Annotated in this window: 10 protein-coding genes and 7 pseudogenes; 4 read left to right on the top strand and 13 right to left on the bottom strand. The window is 61.0% G+C overall.

Features of this window, described 5'->3' with window-relative positions; genetic code table 11:
• Together D578_RS0102620 and D578_RS15205 are read left to right on the top strand one after the other, a co-directional pair.
• Positions 1-252, top strand: a pseudogene (locus tag D578_RS0102620) (IS256 family transposase); the annotation flags it as partial.
• A 60-nt stretch (positions 253-312) separates the two neighbouring features.
• Positions 313-489 (top strand): annotated as a pseudogene (locus tag D578_RS15205) (transposase); the annotation flags it as partial.
• Positions 490-676: 187 nt separating this feature from the next.
• Here D578_RS15205 and D578_RS0102625 read toward each other — a convergent pair.
• The 6 genes and pseudogenes from D578_RS0102625 to D578_RS0102650 form a co-directional block, all read right to left on the bottom strand.
• A complete protein-coding gene (locus D578_RS0102625) occupies positions 677-2,005 on the bottom strand; it encodes a DUF2254 domain-containing protein (protein WP_018948444.1) in 1,329 nt (442 codons plus the stop codon).
• A 38-nt stretch (positions 2,006-2,043) separates the two neighbouring features.
• Positions 2,044-2,702, bottom strand: a pseudogene (locus D578_RS14735) (IS1595 family transposase).
• A 297-nt stretch (positions 2,703-2,999) separates the two neighbouring features.
• Positions 3,000-4,040: a fatty acid desaturase gene (locus tag D578_RS0102635; RefSeq protein WP_018948445.1), complete on the bottom strand. Its 1,041-nt coding sequence runs from the start codon at positions 4,038-4,040 to the stop codon at positions 3,000-3,002.
• 371 nt (positions 4,041-4,411) lie between these two features.
• Positions 4,412-5,749, bottom strand: a complete 1,338-nt coding sequence (locus tag D578_RS0102640) for an FAD-binding protein (RefSeq protein WP_018948446.1) — start codon at positions 5,747-5,749, stop codon at positions 4,412-4,414.
• Entirely contained in the window at positions 5,746-6,876 is a 1,131-nt protein-coding gene (cfa, locus tag D578_RS0102645) for a cyclopropane fatty acyl phospholipid synthase (protein ID WP_018948447.1), read from the bottom strand. Before cfa ends, D578_RS0102640 begins: the two co-directional genes overlap by 4 nt.
• Positions 6,877-7,462: 586 nt before the next feature.
• Positions 7,463-8,155 carry a hypothetical protein gene (locus D578_RS0102650; RefSeq protein WP_018948448.1) on the bottom strand — a complete coding sequence of 231 codons (693 nt, stop codon included), beginning with the start codon at positions 8,153-8,155 and terminating at the stop codon, positions 7,463-7,465.
• A gap of 250 nt (positions 8,156-8,405) precedes the next feature.
• Between D578_RS0102650 and D578_RS16285 the strand changes: the two are divergent.
• Positions 8,406-8,726, top strand: a pseudogene (locus D578_RS16285) (LexA family protein); the annotation flags it as partial.
• Between the two features lie 145 nt (positions 8,727-8,871).
• On the opposite strand, the gene D578_RS0102660 reads toward D578_RS16285, so the two are convergent.
• Entirely contained in the window at positions 8,872-9,018 is a 147-nt protein-coding gene (locus D578_RS0102660; RefSeq protein ID WP_155996749.1) for a hypothetical protein, read from the bottom strand.
• 193 nt (positions 9,019-9,211) lie between these two features.
• On the opposite strand from D578_RS0102660, the gene D578_RS0102665 reads away from it, so the two are divergent.
• Positions 9,212-9,628 carry a hypothetical protein gene (locus D578_RS0102665; protein ID WP_018948451.1) on the top strand — a complete coding sequence of 139 codons (417 nt, stop codon included), beginning with the start codon at positions 9,212-9,214 and terminating at the stop codon, positions 9,626-9,628.
• A 211-nt stretch (positions 9,629-9,839) separates the two neighbouring features.
• Here D578_RS0102665 and D578_RS15210 read toward each other — a convergent pair whose 3' ends face one another.
• From D578_RS15210 to D578_RS0102695, 6 genes and pseudogenes are all read right to left on the bottom strand, one after another.
• Entirely contained in the window at positions 9,840-10,298 is a 459-nt protein-coding gene (locus D578_RS15210; RefSeq protein WP_018948452.1) for a hypothetical protein, read from the bottom strand.
• Positions 10,299-10,339: 41 nt separating this feature from the next.
• Positions 10,340-10,691 (bottom strand): annotated as a pseudogene (locus D578_RS16100) (hypothetical protein); the annotation flags it as partial.
• Positions 10,687-10,959: pseudogene (locus tag D578_RS16105) on the bottom strand (DUF6361 family protein); the annotation flags it as partial. The pseudogenes D578_RS16100 and D578_RS16105, both read right to left, overlap by 5 nt.
• Before the next feature lie 1,806 nt (positions 10,960-12,765).
• Complete coding sequence (locus D578_RS15830) at positions 12,766-13,023, bottom strand: hypothetical protein (protein ID WP_155996750.1); 258 nt, start codon at positions 13,021-13,023, stop codon at positions 12,766-12,768.
• Between the two features lie 532 nt (positions 13,024-13,555).
• Positions 13,556-13,774 (bottom strand): annotated as a pseudogene (locus D578_RS14740) (transposase); the annotation flags it as partial.
• Between the two features lie 981 nt (positions 13,775-14,755).
• The gene (locus D578_RS0102695) at positions 14,756-17,950 is read right to left on the bottom strand and encodes a type I restriction endonuclease subunit R (protein WP_018948456.1); all 3,195 of its coding nucleotides are present in this window, start codon (positions 17,948-17,950) and stop codon (positions 14,756-14,758) included.
• Positions 17,951-18,050: the final 100 nt, after the last annotated feature.

Raw genomic sequence — 18,050 nt, forward strand, 5'->3', positions numbered from 1 at the left:
TGGCAATCGATCCGGACGACCAACCCGATCGAATCGACGTTCGCCACCGTGCGCCTGCGCACTGCCAAGACCCGCGGTTGCGTGACCCGCAACACCATCCTGAGCCTGACGTTCAAGCTCGGCCAGAGCGCCCAGAAGCGCTGGCGCCGACTCCGGGGTTACGAGTGGCTCGACAAGCTCGAGCGCGGGGTTCAGTTCATCGATGGCGTCGAGCAAACCGAGCCATCCAACACCGACCGGAGCGCCGCCTGACTCTCAGTGCTCATACACCAGAATTGACAATAACTCGTGTAGTTGGTCCGTCGATCGGACACAAGCTGCCGGCAGATTGCCCTGGAGCTGGGTATCAGGCCGAACCTGCTGACCCGCTGGGTTCGGGAGGCGGAGGCCGGGGCCAGCAAGGCCTTTTCCGGTACTGGGGCGCCAAGGGATGAGGAGGTCGCGCGTCTGAGGCGCGACCTGGCCCGGGTGACCAAGGAACCGGATTTTTTAAGAGACGCGGCCGCGTACTTTGCCAAGGGATTATCTCTCAGCAGTTTCTGCAATGGTCGTGTGGGGATGGAGAGATATCGATCTCAGCCCAGATAAGTAGCACAGTTGGCGGGTCGGTCGTCGGGGTCGCTATAGAACCGGGGTACTGCTGCCGGGTTGCCTGATCATCCGGTGCGGCCCTAGGCTATGCGTTTGACTTTAACGCCATTTGAGCCGCCTGATAGCTGCCCTCGATGTCGGCCATGTCGGAGGCTTCCGACGCCCCGCGGCGGCCGGCTTCGGCGATGATGGCGGCGTGATCGTACAAAGCGTCGCGTTGGCTGGACAGGCGGACGTTGACCGCAAGCCGCGCAATGGTGTTGAGCATATGGATGATGACCGCGGGGTCGGTAGCTCCGGCTCGGCGGATCTGGTGGAAAGCGACGTCCATGAAATCACGGAAGCTCGGCGCTCGGCCAACCACGCGCACCACGCCGGCCTCATCGCAAAACACCTCGGGCTGGAGTTCCCGCCGCATCAGTTCGCCGAGCGCAGCGCCCAAGCGATCGATAACGGCAGTGGCGGTGAAGGGATCGTTGATGCCCGACGAAAGCGCGCGCACGGCGATTTCGACCAGGTGGCGGATCGAGAACTCCAGATCCTGAACCTCCGTGCGATCTTCGCCGATCAGGATCGCGCCTGCGATTTCGGTCACCAGACCCGGCTCGGGCAGGCGCCCGGGATAGATACTGGCCTTGTGCGATCCTCGCATGACGAAATCACCGGCACGGAAGTCCAGGCGGACCACCGCCTTGTGCCGGCAGGCGATTTCCACGAGGTGCGCATACTTGATCGCCTGCACATAGCCTTCTTCGGATAGCCACAAAGAAGCCGCACGTTCATCGAAGTCGGCCGGCAGCACGTCATCCGCCTTCGCCCGCTCAACGGGCGGTTGACCTTCGTCCTTCGCCGGCAGAAGGCGTGAAATCGAATCGCGGAGATCTCTGTTGACACGTCGGATCGCTGTATCGGAAATGATCGACCGAGCTAAAATGTGGATAAAAAACAGCAGCGCGAACAGGTTGATGAGGGCGAGCGCAGTGCCGATCGTGATCGCAATGTGCGGCACCGCGGAAATGTCGAATTCGCTGTCGAGGGTGCGAAGCACTAGCAGGCAATAAATGATGGTCATGAGGAAGGTGCCGAACACGATCTGTGTGCGGAGATCGCCCATGAAGTTGCCTACCAGTCGTGGTCCAAGTTGACTGGCGGCTAGCGTCAACACCACCATGGTGATCGATATTACGAGTGTCGCCATCGTGACCATTGAGGAAAAGACGGTCGACAGCAAATTGCGGGCGTCCTCCGGCCCGCCGCTGTGGAGCCAAAACTTTCGGGCCTCCTCCTCCGGCAGGCCGGCATCGAGGTTAAGGGCTATGACAGCCAGCCCGACCGCGCCGACAGCCATGAGCGTGGGCACAAACCAAAAGCCGGTCCGCAGGGTTGCCCAGAGATTGTAGAGACGGCTCAGCATGGTCGACCTCGCAGGATGGAATACAATCCAACACCTCATTAGCACGAATGCTCCCCAAACCGTAATTCGCGTTCCGGCCGCCGACCGCAGTGCACCACAGCAATCAGCAAGCGCTGCGGCAACGTGGCCGGGTCGAAGCGTCGGTTGAACCGGTATGCGAACGCAGCCAGGTAGCGGGCCGCATTATTGGAGGAGGCAAAGGCGTGGTAGGTCCCGCTCAGACTGGTCTTCAGATTGCCGAGCACGGTGTTGATCCACTGAAACTCCGGCAGGTCCTTCGGCTTGCGGCCGCCGACCACGGTGGGCTGGTGCGCGCAGTCGGCCATGGTGACCGCGTTGAAGCGGGCCAGACCGTCGGAGTATACGGTGCAACCCGGCGCCAAGCTCTGGCGCGACCAGTCCCACAAGGCTCGGAAGGTGAAACCCGCAACCGGGGACAGCTTCACGCGCAGCGGGTGTTCGTCCTCGGTCAGCAACACCGCGGCCACGAACGGGACCTTGTTCTCCGACCCGCGGACAGCCTTAATCACGCCGTGCGCCGTGCGCCGTGCGCCGCGCTACCGCAGCGCGGGCAGCGAAAGCCATCGGGCCAGCGGGTCTGCTCCAGCGCCGCTGCGCATTGTGCCTCGGTGCCGTACTGGGCGATGAACTCGGGCATCGACATTCCTGCCTGAAACTGATTCCGATTCTGGTCCATGCTGCTGCGCTCCGTTCTGGGCGGAGGTCCAGACTACGCCCGGTGGTGGCTCACAGAGTGAGCCTGCGGAGCATCCGTGCTAATCAGGTTTCGCTTTAGGCTCCAGAGCTTCCGTGGCCGCCTTGTGATCAAGCCTCGCGAATACCTCATCGAACGAGCCATCTGCGAGACAGGGGTGCAGCCCGAGCCACGCACGCAGGATTTGCCTGTATCGCGCTTGCACGCCTATCTTCCGCGCCTGACTGACAAGTCGAGCGCGGGCGACCTATTCGCTGCCGGAAAACTCGCTCTTCGCGCTCACGCGCGCACCGTAGGCGCCTCCGCGTTCGCGTGCTCGAAGGGGACCAGACGCCGGCGCTCCTCGTCCCACAGGGCGAGTCGTGCGCAGTGGAGACTTTGCCGCAGCGTGAGACGACTAATCTCGCGAAGCTGCGGGAAATCCTTCAGCACCTCGGGCAACCGGTAGAACGGGATGCGGCTGGCGAGATGATGGACGTGGTGTACCCCGATATTCGCGGTCATCCAGCGCAACGGAGCCGGCAGATCATAGTAGGAGCTCCCATAGAGCGCGGCTTCGCGGAAGGACCACTCCTCGTCGTGCGCCCAGCGCGTATTCTCGAACTGGTGCTGCACATAGAACAGCCAGACGCCGATGGAAGAAGCCAGAATCGCGATCGGCAGGTGCACCAGAAGAAAGGTTCCCACCCCCACCAGCGACATCATCGCAATGACGACCAGCACGATGGCCGCATTCGTACCCATGGTGCTCAGCCACGGCATCCATCCCGCGCGCATGAACCCGACGGGTACGCGGTTCTGCAACATGAACAGGTAGACCGGCCCCAGGCCGAACAGGATCAGCGGGTGGCGGTACAGCCGGTACCGCAGACGCTGCATCCGGGGCTGGGCCTGGTATTCGCGCACACTCAAGGTGTCGATGCCCCCCTCGTCAGCGCGATCCAGGTTGCCAGAGTGCGCGTGATGGAGGGCGTGGGTGTGGCGCCAGAGGTCGTAGGGCGTGAGCGTCAACACCCCCAGGGCCCGTCCCACCCAGTCGTTGGCGCGCCGGGACGGAAAGAAGGAGCCGTGGCCGCAGTCATGCTGGATCATGAACACCCGCACGAGAAATCCAGCGGCGGGTATCACCAGCAGCAGACCGAGCCAGTAGCCAGCGCTCACGCTTGCCCAGGTCAAAAACCAGAAAAGGCCGAACGGGATCACCGTAACAAGCAGTTCGAAGACGCTGCGGGCGAGGCGCGGCGCACGATAAGCGGACAGTGCCCGCTGTAACGCTCGGGGATCACCGGTTGTTTCTTGGTGCAGTACTTCTGGATCCATGTATGGACTCCGTAATAGGCTCGACCTCCAACCTACGGGTTCGCAACCCATCGCCGGCGTGCCGGTTTCTGACACAGAGCCATCGCCCCGATACCGGTCACAATAGCCATAGCCTTTTAAGCCATATTGGACCCATGCGCGTTCACCGTCTGTTCGATACCGCACACCGAACCCGCGATGCCGCTACCCGGCGCGGGCAGCCCCAGGGTGGGGCTCAAAAGCGCCAACTACGTTGATGCGGTCGGACCACGACAACCAGGACGCGCGACGGGGCATTCACCGTCGATCGCGATCTTGCCGGTCTCCGCGATTTCCCGGCGCGCAATCAGCCGGGGTGGACAAGGATTTTCAGCCTGGAGGAAAAACCGGCCTTAGCCCCGTTTCACCGCCTTTTCATAGAGCCCCGGAAAGCGCCCTTCGGGATCGCACTCGTGTTTGAGGGCCTCGTAGGCCGGGCGGTCGTAGTTCTGCCAGAAGGTCGCTTCGTCGTAGGTACTGCGCGAGTACAGGCTCTTCTTGCCGCCGTGCTTCGCGACCAGTGCCTCGACCCTCGCGTTGTAATAGCCGTCGGGCTCGCTGGAGCGGACGATGTCCCAGAAGCCGAAGTTGATGTACGCCGTATCGGGACGCAGCTCGAACAACGAGAACCCGGCCTCTGGCACGACAAACGGGCAGATCCACACCGGACGGATCCCGAGTTCGGCCTCGAAATCGGCCAGAAACGCCGCGGCGTTGACGATCGGGATGTCGACGTCCTGGATCACCGCCTCGCTGCGCGGCCGTACGGCATGGAGCAGGCTCAGCGGCCAGCGGCGGCTGGCGCGCATGATCTTCTGGTAGGTCACGCTCGACAGGCGCTTGCGCCCGAGAAGGAGCCGCACCGGCTTGAGGTGGGCGCCGACATTCCTGCTGCACCAGAACCAGTCGGTGTCCCAGCGCCAGAGGTAGTCGTGGATGCTCAGATAATCCTCGCGCCGCTCGCGCAGGCTCTGCCAGTACTGGCGCATCCAGGTGTAGTCACCGGCCTCGGTGTCCGCCGGCGGCGATTCCACGCAATGCGCGCGGGTCAGCACGAAATCGCCGGGGGCGAAGTACACGCCATCGAGAAACGCGCAGGTCGGGTGCGCGCATTCCTCGGCGATCGCCGTGAACAGTTCCTCGGGGTCGCGGAAGCGGGTGTGCTCCAGCCGCACATAAGGCTCCACCCGAATCAGCCGCAGCCGGACCCGGGTGGCGTAACCGAGGCTGCCGTAGGAGTTCGGAAAGCCGTAGAACAGTTCCGGGCGCTGCTCGCGCGAGCAGGTCAACACGCGACCGTCGGCGACCATGACGTCGAGCTCGTCCACCGTGTCGTGCACCAGGCCGTAGCGGAACGCGCCCGACTCGATGCCGATCCCGGTGGTCGCGCCGCCGACCGTGATGCTCTTGAGCTCCGGCACGATGGCCGGGGCCAGGCCATACGGCAGCGTTGCGTCGACCACGTCGGCATAGGTCGTCATGCCCTCGACCTCGGCAACGCCGGCCTCGGGATCGATCTCGATCACGTGGTTGAGCGAAGCCACGTCGATCTCCGTCCGGCGGGCCTCCTCGCGCGGCCTGAACAGGTTGCTGGTGGACTTTCTGAGGCGCACCGGTCCGTCCGACCCGGCCAGCGCCGCGGCCATCGCCTCCACACGATTGCGGTGGGCGGCCCAGCCGGCGCTGCTCATCGGACCGGCTCGTAACGCGGCAGATCCCCGTGGCTGAGCACGAGCTGCCAGAGATTCAGCTGGCGCGCCCGGAAGGCGCCGGCACAGCTCAACAGGTAATAGCGCCACATCCGGTAGAAGCGTTCATCCAGGCCTTCGCTTTGTTTCAGATCCGGCCAGGCGGCAGCGAAATTGCCGTCCCAGGCCATCAGGGTGCGGTCATAGTCCGGGCCGAAGTTGTGCCAGTCCTCGAGCACGAACAGCCCCTCCTTGGCCCGAGTGAGCTGCGCCTCGGATGGGATCACGCCACCGGGGAAGATGTATTTCGCGATCCAGGGGTCGGTGCCGCCACGGCTAATGTTGCCGCCGATGGTGTGGACCAGCGCCAGGCCGCCGGGCTTCAGGCGGGCCCGGGCCAGATCGAAGAAGGCGCGAAAGTTCTTCGGCCCGACGTGCTCCATCAGACCGACACTCAGGACACGGTCGTATTGCCGGGATTCATTGGCCGCCTCGCGGTAGTCCTGCTGCCGAACGTCGACCGGCAGGCCCTCGCAAAGCCCTCTCGCGTACTCCACCTGCTGACTGCTGATGTTGTAGCTGTCCACCTCGCATCCGTGCTCCGCGGCCAGAAACCGGGCCAGCTCGCCGAACCCGCCGCCCAGTTCGAGCACGCGCATACCCGGCTCCAGGTGCAGCTTGCGCGCGATCAGGTCCAGCTTTGCGCGCTGGGCTTCGTCCAGGGTCGCCTCGGCCCCGTCGGGGCCGTAATAGGCGCAGGTGTATTGCATGGTCGGCCCGAGCATGGCCTCGTAGAGCCGGTTCGAAAGGTCGTAATGCTGCTCCGCGACCCGCCGCGAGCGCCGGCGACTCTGCTCGTTGCCGAGCCAGCTCAGCAACACCTGGCCAAGTACCGACGGCGTACGGACCTTGTCGTCCAGGCTGGCCTGGAGGATCCGGAAGAACAACTCGTCGAGCCGCTCGGTGTCCCACCAGCCGTCCATGTAGGCCTCGCCGGCACCGAGCGAGCCCTCGGCCAGAATGCGCTGATACAGGCGCTCGTCGTGGACCTGGAGATCCCAGGGCCGCTCGCCGCCGGCCTCGACGTCAGCGCTGCGCAGCAGTTCCGTGACTTGTTGTCTTGCTGACATGCTCGCGCTCCTTGCAGGAATCGGATGGCCGGGGTCCGGGCGCAATAACCGCGCCACATTAGCCTTAATCAGAGCTAGACCCAAGCTCGCAACGTTCCATTCTCCTCCGGATCCGGACGTCCCCGGAAGTGGTGCAGATCGAGGGTGGTGAAGCCACCGTGAGCCTTCGTTAGAGTTGCAGTCGCCGAACTCGCAACAACGAAGGAGAACCCCACCGCTCTTACTCCACTGGACGCGACTCGGGTTCTACCCCATTCCTGACAACCGAACGCAGGGATGGCATCAATGGCGAGTACGACTCATGCGAACGTGCTCCACGCCCCAGATCGGGCGAGAGCTTCAGGAGGCACCATCCAGCGGGAGTGATCCAGAACTGGCACGGCGCTATGGCATCGCCGGTATGACCGTGCGCATGAACCGCCCCGGGTTTCCCGGAGTCCCGTTGGTTTGGGTCACGCTGCACGAACGGACCCCTGAAGTGGTTGATGGTACTGCGCTTCGATCGCCGCCGGCGGTCCGAACCCCCGCGTATTATCCCAGACGTGCACGATCGGCACCGCCCACGGCGGAGTAAATCGGTGTTTCCCTAACGGACGAGATCTGCTGTGCGGCGTGTGGTCGAGCCGAACCACAAGGGTTTGTCGACGACGAACTTCATCGACCGTTTCACCAGTCCTTGGCCGGGGAAGAAGCCAAGATCGAGCCAAAACCGGATCACCGCCGGAGCATCAAGATCGATGCTCTGCTCGATCGGCACCAGGAAGCCTTCGTAATCACCCGCCGGAGTCGCATACCGCTCTAGAGTGATGGGCATGACTCGGTGCTGGTACTCACCCGTGTGTTCAACCTCTTGCGTCTCTCTATTCACGACGGTGGCCCTGCCAGAGGCGCTCCATGTCCGATCGGGCACGATCCTGCTGGGTAGCAGCACCACGGGTGGCTCGTACAGCACGGTCTGGCCTTGCGTCAGCACGTCCAGACCGGTCAGCACCACGCTGCCATCCCAAAGCTCGGAAAGATGGAGAATGTTGTAGTCACCAAATCGAACTTCCCAGCGGCCTTCACCGTCTGCGGGAATCAGTTCCAGCACGACTTGCCGTCCTTCTCCGTCTCCGTCGACCACCCTGAACGTGCTTTTACCGGGAACCAGAGGGAAAAGCTCTCCAGCCTCAACCTCTTGAACCGACGATATCGGAGGCGCCGATGTCTCCGCGAGGGTGGCCCCGGAGGTGCAGAGGCCGACGCCGATCAGTATCGCTCGCGCGTAAGACTGGTACATCGCATCTCTCCTGGAGTCTGAGGGCAAGGTGCCGCGCAACACTCGTGGCAGTGAAGCGACGTCAACGGGAGAACCGGCCCCACTGGCGGGGGATTGTGAGATCTCTCCTAGATTGTAGAGGACGTCCGCGTCGTGGTCCTCGGCGGTCCCGAGGTATTAGTCGGTTTCGCCGGTGAGTACAGGCATGGACGGCCTCGTTGCCAAATGCATGGTTGCCTGAAGCGGTTAGATCGGCCCCTTCAGTCGGGTTATGCGCTCACACGGCTCGCTGCACAAGCACATCCGGGCCCTGGGGGCCGCGGGATATGTGCAGGCCATCCGCGGGCGCCATCAAGGGGGCCGGCTAACTAACGGCTTGTTCCGTTCACCCTCGCGCGAAGACGAAGGTGCGGCAACCGGGTCATGGGGTACCCACACCCTGCCCCTGCTCAGACGCATCGCGGCCAACCCACCGATCGAGGCGCTGGCGAACCCCGAACCCGTGGAGGTACCACCGGCCCTGCGCGGGCGTGGCGAGTGCTATGTGCTCGAGGTGGAGGGCGACTCCATGCAGGACGCCAGCATCCTGAACATAGCCGGCCCCTCGACCCCCACCTGGCGCAGCTTCTCGCGCAGCCGCGCCTCCCGCACGTCGACCGCATTGGCCGTCGCGTCCTCCAGATTGACCCCCAGAAGAAAAAACCAGGGTCAGACCTTGCCTTTTGCCCCTCGCTGCCCTAGTGCTGCAGGTTCGCCGGGCCGCACTTGTACACGATCCGTGCGCCTCCGCCCAGCCGGGTCCGGTAGACCGTTGCCGGCGTCTCGTCGGCCAGGGCCTGGTGCGGACGCTCGTCGTATGTGTTCCGCTTCCGCTTCTCACCCATCTCGTTGGTATCCCGATGCAGAGGCTTGGCCATAGGTTAAACCGCTGTCCAGATATCGGGATCCACTTTACACGTCAGGTCAGTTCTGGTGACCATTAACAGTTGGGCCAATCCTGCTCCCGCGCCGGAGCTGCACCGCAGGAGATCTGCACGAATCGTACGGACCTCGCGTAGACGGAGAAGGAGTCGGACGATGTTGATGCTGGATGTAAGGGACCTGGGTTGGTGGTACTGGCTGGTGACCGTGGCGCTACTGACCTGGGGCGTACTGCTCGATCCGCTCGGGCTTTACCTCGCCGTCGGGCTGACCGTGGTCAACCTGGCGCATTTCTCGGCACGGGCGTCGGGACTGACCGCCTTCCCGGTACAGGTGCGGTTCTTCTATCTCCTGCTGTTACTGGTCGCGCTGCCCGAGCCCATGCGCTGGCTTTTCTGGGTCCCCCTGATCGGCACCTGGGCCCAAGTGCTGGTGGGCTATTGCGCCATGGCGCGTCTGGTCTCCCTGTTCCCGTGGAATCGCGAGGCAGGGCTGACCGGTAAGCTGGTCTGGCGGACGTTCTTTTCCCTGCCGGTCCGGGGCAGCGTGGCCTCGTCTTCCTCGAATGACTGACGGCCTTCGACTGGCGGTGGCCGTCAAGGAAGTTGGCACCTCTGTAGACCGCCGGGCACTCCTCGACGAGCTTCCGCCAATCTCTTGTCAGCGCCTTCGCGTTGGAGGCGTTCGATGCTTGCTCTTGTCCAGGGGCCTTCCGAATACCCTGATGCGGCTACCGTCGACTGCGACAGGCTGAAGGCACCCTTCTGGCCCGATAAAAGCCTGCTCATCCGTTCGCGATCTTCATTGGCACTCTCTCATCAGGAGAGACAGCCGCCATCAATTGGGTAAGCCGTTTTACCGAAATCTGATACTGGCCGTTACTCGGTCTCGGTTTTCCCTCGAATTCACGCCAGACGACTTTGCCCGGTCCGTTGTAGATCTCCTCGAAGCCACCTTCCCGATCCAGCTTCAGCACGAGCAGATGCTCCGGACCACTTCGCAGGCCAACTCTTGTTCCTTGGGTCGCCTTGATCTCGATCTCTCGCCCATCCTTAACGGCGTCCACGCCCGGTGAAGATGCCCGGAGGAGATCAAGCCTGTAATGATAGGCCGCGAGACACTCACCCAGACTGCCCACAAGGTGACCATCGGGAGTGAAATGCCTACCCGGAAACATCGCTTCTAGCTCCCCGACAACACGATACAACTCGCCCACCAGTTTCGGCAGATGCTCCTTATCCATGCGCAATGCCTCTCAGCTCTGTCGAAATCAAATACCGGACGTTATGTCGCGGGAGGTAGCAGGGAAGTCTGCCAGTCCTCTGGCGCATCTTCCGGCAGGGCGTGATCTAGGTATGCGATCAGGTCTTCCTGGCGGTTGGCCGAACAACATGCGGTAGAGCGCCAACAGCCGTTTCATGTTTTTGAGGCGGCCGACATCCCGGCTCAGCGGCAGAAGCAGAACCAGTCGCTGAATGCGTGCATCACCCGCCTCATAGATCCACCAGGGTGCGAGATCGGATTCCTGCCCGAAATCGGTGACTTCCGCGCGCGCAAAGAGGTACGTCCACGGATCCCCCTCTACACCCAAGGCCGAAAGCGCGTGCACGCCAATATCCTGCGCCACATTTCGCCGCCAGTGCCGAGACCCGATCAGACCCCAATGCTCCGCGAGCCAACTCCGACTCAACCTCCTGGTACACCCAGGGCACGAAGAACATGTAGCGCAACCGTGTTTGAATCGTACTCGTACCCGGAAACAGCAACTCCGCCAGATCTTCTCGAATGGAGCCCAGCCCCAGCTCGTCGCGCCTATCGCGCTCCCCTAACATTGCCAGAACACGCATGTTCCGCTCGCGCGCCTCCGAATCGTGATCAAGCCAAGACATTCTGGAACCGAGCATACGATCTCCCTATACCGAGCGCCGTTACAAACCGCATGTCGGATACTCCGTCAGCGGAACGCCCACATTCCGGCTCAGGTATGGCCTCCTTAAGGTCGGTGACGCGTTTCCCAAACGGCTTACAGCCAATATTTCGGCGACCTCTGGAAGTGCGACTCCGCCATGCCTTCCCGAAAATTCGGTCCATTGGAACCTAGAGGCCTCTGGGCAGACTAGCGCCAAAGGCGGCCGAGATGCCCAAGAGCCGGTTTACGCAAGGGCGACTGTCAAAAACCGTTTACTAACTCGTCCTCTTAAATCCAGATCAGCTGATCTGGATTTCTCCACCTCCAGAATTCAGCGGTGGTACCGTCCCATGCTTTTTATAGAATTCATCTATCGCAAGCGCTTCCTGCCAGTACAGGAACCCCGATTTCAAATGAGACTCTAGATTCTCTGTAAGGGGGAAAAACGCCACGTGCATTAACTCACTTCTCGCCTCCGGCCATCTCCAAGCGGCCGAATGCCCGGAGTATCTTCCATCGTAATGAAATCCTGCAGATGATGCGAACTGCGACATCCGATTCTTAAAATTATCCGTCATCCCAACGTATTGGACATTACTGCCCGAAGGGCTTGGTATACCTGTTGCGCTCCCCCACGAGATCACATACACCCCCGACATTAATCTTACAGGGGCCAGATCGGGATCAACCTTTTCTGATCGCCCGCCGGCGCCCGGCCAGAAGCAATCGTTAATCCTTTCCCACTGAAACCATTGGTTAAGGAACGGTTTCAAAACTAAGTTTTCCACTGGATCACCCCAAAAGCATTAAATAATATTAAAGATAAAAAGCTACGTTAGTGCGATACGAATATCGCCTATCACTGGCAATGTTAGTAATTATATATTTTCGGATCGGAACGAGTTACTCTTTTTTTGGGTTTTCCCGACCCGGCCCTGTAGTACACATGCATAACCAGGCCGATTGTAAATCCATTTCGCCACTACATTCTACATCGACACCATGAGTCGGAGAAGCCGGTAAGTAGCCGCCGCCCGGACTGCCTCCGGTTTGCACCGCCACTAAGGTCCGACCTTGCTTTTTTCCGTAACATCCTCAACTTTACGCTATACACATACCAGATCTGAGGAATCCATCTTCCTTGCACTCTCCGTTGAGCACCAACCCCGTCAACCCAGCACAGGAGACCGCCTTATTCTCTACTCCCGCATAGCCCCCATTTGCTCTCGCCGAGCCCCGCCGGATGAAAACAAGACAAGGCCCGACCCCAAAGCCCGCGTAACACACCGCTAAAGTGCGACGAAAACCAATATGGCCATCGCAATCAATCCATAAATCACGCCTCCCTTACGTTGGTCTTCACGAACACCCGGGTAAAACGCTGAATAAGCAATATACCCAAGGGCCACCAACATCAATATCCCCAACGACCCCATTAACCCTCCTTTTCCGCCATTAAAAACGCCAGCAAGTACGAGCTTGTATTAAGAGCTGATCTAACGTCTCGCCTTGAAGCGAAAGGAACTGGCTGCTATCTGAGACGCAAGGTTTGACCACAAAGCCCCTCATAACAATTCGGCTAAGGCGCGTAGATGTAACATCGTTACTGTTTTCCACGCATACATTACTGCACCGTTTCCTGTTAGGGCCAACGCAGGGACAGACCCGGCCCTTTGGCCACAAAACAGCGCTAAAGATAAAATACGCAGGGCATGACATGGGGCTCCGCAGAAGCGGCGGCAAACCGTTTGCCTTGCCGCCATTTGTTAAGCGCTCTAACCAACGCTCGAAATATTAGCGATCAAATCTTCGTTCTATAAGTTCCCCACTCATAGCCCTCTAAGGTCATACAACTTTCTTTCAGCCCGCCGATCTGCGTCTCTCTTTCTGCATTATCTTTGGCTTTTTCTCGACAATCAAATCGCTGTCTCTGTGCTTCTTCATAGCTTACGCCCTCCTTCACCCACCCCTTTTCGATTTTGTAGGATGGACCGGACGCGCAGCCAGACAAGGCCACAACTAAGCCAGCTGTGAAAAATGATAATGCAATTCCTTTCATACGGTTCTCCTTCTCTAAATTATTTCCAGGCCGGGCCCCGACCTTTCTTTTTACCCCAACGTTAGAGCACGCTCAGGCTCGCGTTTTGTCAGTCAAAACGAGCCAAAGGAAAAGAGCCAGTTGAGCGCCCGAGCGCATGTTGTACCGACAACAAACGCAAAAGGCAAGGGATGGATCCGAAGGGGTTCCGCCGCACACCCAGTCTTACTCAAGCCCCTCTTGTAATTGACATCCCCACTTTTTTTCGAATACGCATTGGCTCCATGCCCATTCCCTGGCCGCCCACTTCCGTCTCCTTATGGCCCACGCGCCTCCAATGTGAAGTGCCGGTCAGACGTTGCCTTCGGGTGGGGTCGCCCTCAGACCTTGCCTTTTGCCCCTGCCCTGACAGAAAGGGCAAAAAGGCAAGGTCTTACTCCAACGGCCCCAGGATTGGCCATTTGAAGGCAGAAATTGCAGCTATAAGCCCGAGTTCAAGCCGTATTTCGGCGATTTTCATCGCCCTTTCAATTAGTTCACGTGGTCCGACCCCGACATCACCTTTGCCCTCATCGCGCACCAGCAGGTGGACATGGTTGGACGTCACTATGTAGTTCAGCGCACAGAGTCCGTAACGCTGGCGCGCCTGGTACAGCCAGCACCCCCAAAGCCTCCGGTCGCGGGCAAACTTGAGCAGGAACTCCTGCTTATGGCAGCGATGCGCGACATGCCAGACATGGCCCGGCAGATGATGGCGATTCGCGCGTGGCATGGCTTCCCTCCCTAGAATGGCCATTTGAAAACGGAAATTGCCGCTTTAGTCCCGAATTTAGGGATCGATTCCGAATATTCATTCATCTTCTCAGTCGGTTACCGTGGTCCGACCCCGATTACAAGACACAGACGGGGTCCAATAAGCCTAACGTCTAAGGTAAGCGGCGCGGCGTCAACCGCGTCCGGTGGAGCACGGAGCGCGGAACCAACTTGAGCGACTTGTTATGTGGTCGGGACTTAACAAGCGCTACTGCATTTCACTTTACGCTGTGGCATGTAAGACATAAATATTGGTGGGAATTTTGGTATTCGCAAGTCTGCATAATGCAGGGCGACTGCTAGGTTTGCCTGAAAAAGGCAATAACCGCGAACGATGCCAGAAAGGCAACAGTGCTTTCTACCGAAAATAGTCCCTGGAGCGGGATACTCAGCCCCAAAGCGATAACGACGTAGAACACCCAAGCCCAAACACCTCCTTTCCACTGACTTTCCGTTTGTCCCATTGGCAGGCCACGAGCGCGACGCTCTCCCCACTCTAATATTGAATATAGGAGAAATCCGTAAGCTACTAGAGCGAGGATAAGCCCCTCCCCTGACGCGGAAGAACCAGGGCCATGAATCTCAAACCTATCGGCGAGCGTAGCTGATGGAAGAGCGATGAGAAGAAGAATTACCCAAATTTTTTGAATCATGTTGCGTACGCCTTTAGGGTTTTTGATTCTGCAATACTGGCAAGGTGCGCTTGAGTCAATTGCACTGCGCCACATAACAGTGCTTTAGATAGAATCTGAGATATTGGCGATATACAGATTCTGGATAACACCGACATAGCCGTGATATCCCGCGAGCGAGGCTCCATACCGTTCGGTTACCAAGGCGCAGTGGGAGACCGCTTGGCGAACCAATCGGCGGGATGGCGGCGTGGTGCGTTTCAGCCCCCGGATTGCCGAAGAGAGCGCCAATGCGCCGAGACGCGTGTTCATTGAGCGGGCCTCGTGGGGATGGTGCGTTGGTCGCCTGTCCCGGCGGTCAGGAGGCGCAGGATCAGCAAAGCGAAGTCGCGCTGCCGTTCGGGGTCGTCCAGGACCTGCATGGAGAGTTTTTCGTGGTCGGTCATGGCGTCGAGGACGGTGTCGGTGACGCGTTTGGGGAACAGGCCGTGCATCACTTGGTCGGGGCTGTGGTTCTCGACCTGGGCCATCACGGACTCATCGCGGCGGATGCGGTCGGCGATGCCGTTGGCGAACTGGAGCTTGTCTTGGTCGCTCACTTCGGCGCCGAAGAGGTCGTTGAGCTGGTCGATGATCTCTGAGAGGCGTTTCTTTTCCGGGTCGTGGGGCTTGCCGGAGCCGACGTCGGAGAGGGGCTTCAGACCGTCGTAGTCCTCACCCTCTTCGCCGAGGTTCAGTTGGTGTTCGGCGCGCTTGTTCAGGCGGTAGTGGGTCAGTTCCAGTTCGGAGACGTCGATTGCGTCTTCTTCCAGGTTTTGGGTGCCCAGCAGCGGGTGCAGGCCGCGGGCGTATACGCATAGCTGTTCCAGCTCGCGGTCTTCGAAGTCGACAATCTGAGAGAGGAACTCGTAGCTGCGCACGAAGCTCTGGAGGTTCTTGCGGAACAGGTCCAGCTCGTCGCGCGTGGTGTGGGCGTCCTTCAGCTCCTGCTCGGCTCGGTGCAGGCCGGGCTTGTCGCCATTGCGTTCGGCTTGGGCGTAGGCGCCTTTCCAGGTCTGGATCTGCTCGAGGACGGCCTTGTAGCGGGTGGTGTAGCGTTCCCGGGCGGACTGGCAGTAGTAGCTGAGCTGGCTGGCGTTGGCCTTCGGGTTGAAGAATGCGCGGGCGAAGTTCTCGACCTCGTCCCAGTGGTAGATGCCTGAGGCGTCCAGGCTGTGCTGCAGGTCGTAGACCACGTTCGGGTCGGAGACGTCGGCCAGCTCGGCCTTGTTGTAATACGGGCGGAAGGCTTCGAGGATGTCTTCGGCATCGTTGAAGAAGTCGAGGACGAACGTGTCCTCCTTGCCCGGGAAGGTGCGGTTCAGGCGGGAGAGCGTCTGCACGCATTCCACGCCCTGCAGCTTCTTGTCCACGTACATGGCGCAGAGCTTGGGTTGGTCGAACCCGGTCTGGAACTTGTTGGCCACGATCATCACGTTGTATTCGGCGGTCTTGAACGCGTCGGCCAGGTCGCGCCCCTTCAGGCTCGGGTTCAACAGCGAGCTGTGCTCGGTCACCTCCTCGGGGATTACGTCGTCCGGCAGCACGGAGCCGGAGAAGGCCACCAGTGCGTGCACGTCGCCATAGCCCTTGTCCTGGATGTACTCGCGCATCGCCAGCGCGTAGCGCACCGCCTCCTGCCGACTGCCGGTCACCACCATCGCCTTGGCCTGGCCATCCAGCAGGTGGCGCACGTTGGCGCGGAAGTGCTCGACGATCACCTCCACCTTCTGGCTGATGTTGTACGGGTGCAGCCGCACCCAACGGGCGATCTTGGTCGAGGCCTTGCGCGACTCCACTTCCTCGTCATCGCCATGCGGGTGCGCCAGCTTCCAGGCGGTCGAGTAGGTGGTGTAGTTCTTCAGCACGTCGAGGATGAAGCCCTCCTCGATCGCCTGGCGCATGGAGTACAGGTGGAACGGCTCGGGTTTGTTGTCGGCCGAAGCCGGCAGGTCCGGATCCGGCGGGCGGCCGAACAGCTCCAGGGTCTTCGCCTTGGGCGTGGCGGTGAAGGCGTAGTAGCTGATGCGCTCGGTCGGCTTGCGCGAGGCGACGGCCGCATCCATCAGCTCTTCGGCGCTGATCTCTTCATCCTCCGGCTTGTCGGTGCCCAGGATGGCCTTGAGCTTGGTGGCGGAGGAGCCGGTCTGCGAGGAGTGCGCCTCGTCGGCGATCACTGCGTAGCGCCCGGCGGCCAGCTCCGGGCGTTTGTCCAGCGCGTCGAACAGCGCCGGGAAGGTCTGGATGGTCACGATGATGATGCGCGTCTGCTCGGCCAGCGCCTCAGCCAGTTGCTCCGACTTGCTCTGGCTGCCGACATCGCGGGTGATGGGCCGCACCACCCCATGCGCGTGTTCGAACTGGTAGATGGTGTCCTGGAGCTGGCTGTCCAGCACGGTGCGGTCGGTCACCACTACCACGGAGTTGAACAGCTTCTGGCCGCTCTCGTCGTACAGCGAGGCGAGCTGGTGTGCGATCCAGGCGATGGAGTTGGACTTGCCGGAGCCCGCGCTGTGCTGGATCAGGTAGCGTTGGCCGGCACCTTCCTCCCGCGTGGCCCCGATCAACTGGTTCACCACATCCCACTGGTGGAAGCGCGGGAAGATCAGGGTCTCCTTCTTGCTGCGCTTGCCGTGGAAATCCTCGACCGTCTTCTGCTCCAGATGTAGGAAGCGGCCAAGCACCTTGAGCCAGGCATCGGGCTGGAAGACCTGCTGCCACAGGTAGCCGGTGGCGTAGCTGTCCGGGTCCGGCGGTGCGGGGTTGCCGGCGCCGCCGTCCTCGGTGCCCTGGTTGAAGGGCAGAAAGAAGGTGTCCTTGCCCGCCAGGCGGGTCGCCATCGCCACCGCGTGCTGGCTGACCGCGAAATGCACTAGTGCCCCGCGCTTGGGGGTGAGCAGCGGCTCGGGCTTGCGGGTGACCGGGTCTTTCACCGGCCGGTCGCGCCGGTACTGGCGCTTGGCGTTCTCGACCGACTGCTTGAACTCGCTCTTCAGCTCCAGCGTGGCGGTGGGGATGCCATTGACGAACAGCACCAGATCCAGCCGCGGATTGTACTCCCCGCTGCGCGCATGCGGCGAGTACGAGACCTCCGGTACCACGCGCAGGCGGTTGGCGCGATAGCGGGCCAGGGACTCGGGATTCATGCCGTGGTCGGGCTTGAAGCTGCACAGATCCAGCTTCACGCCGGGCGTCTTCACCCCGTGGCGTAGTACATCCAGCGTGCCGCCGCGCTCCAGCTCGCGGGTAACCGCGCGCACCAGGGCCCGTTGCGGGTCCTGCGGGTTCTTCGCGGCGAACTTCTCCCAGCGCTCCGGCCAGGCCTCCTGCAGATAGCCGACCAGGTCCTCGGTGTACAGCGCGTTCGCGGCGTCATAGCCGCCGGCCGGACCGGTCAGCCAGCCATCGGCGGTCATCGCGTCGATGATGTCCTGCTGAAACTTCGCTTCCCTGCTGTCCGCCATGATGCTCCCTGTGTTTCGTGCGTCCCGTTACTAGCTGCGGAGTGTCGGGTTATCCGTTTGGCACCAGCCAGTACACAATGGCCCGGGATCTCTACTCCGC

The sequence above is a fragment of the Thioalkalivibrio sp. ALMg11 genome (assembly GCF_000377905.1).
Taxonomy (GTDB): domain Bacteria; phylum Pseudomonadota; class Gammaproteobacteria; order Ectothiorhodospirales; family Ectothiorhodospiraceae; genus Thioalkalivibrio.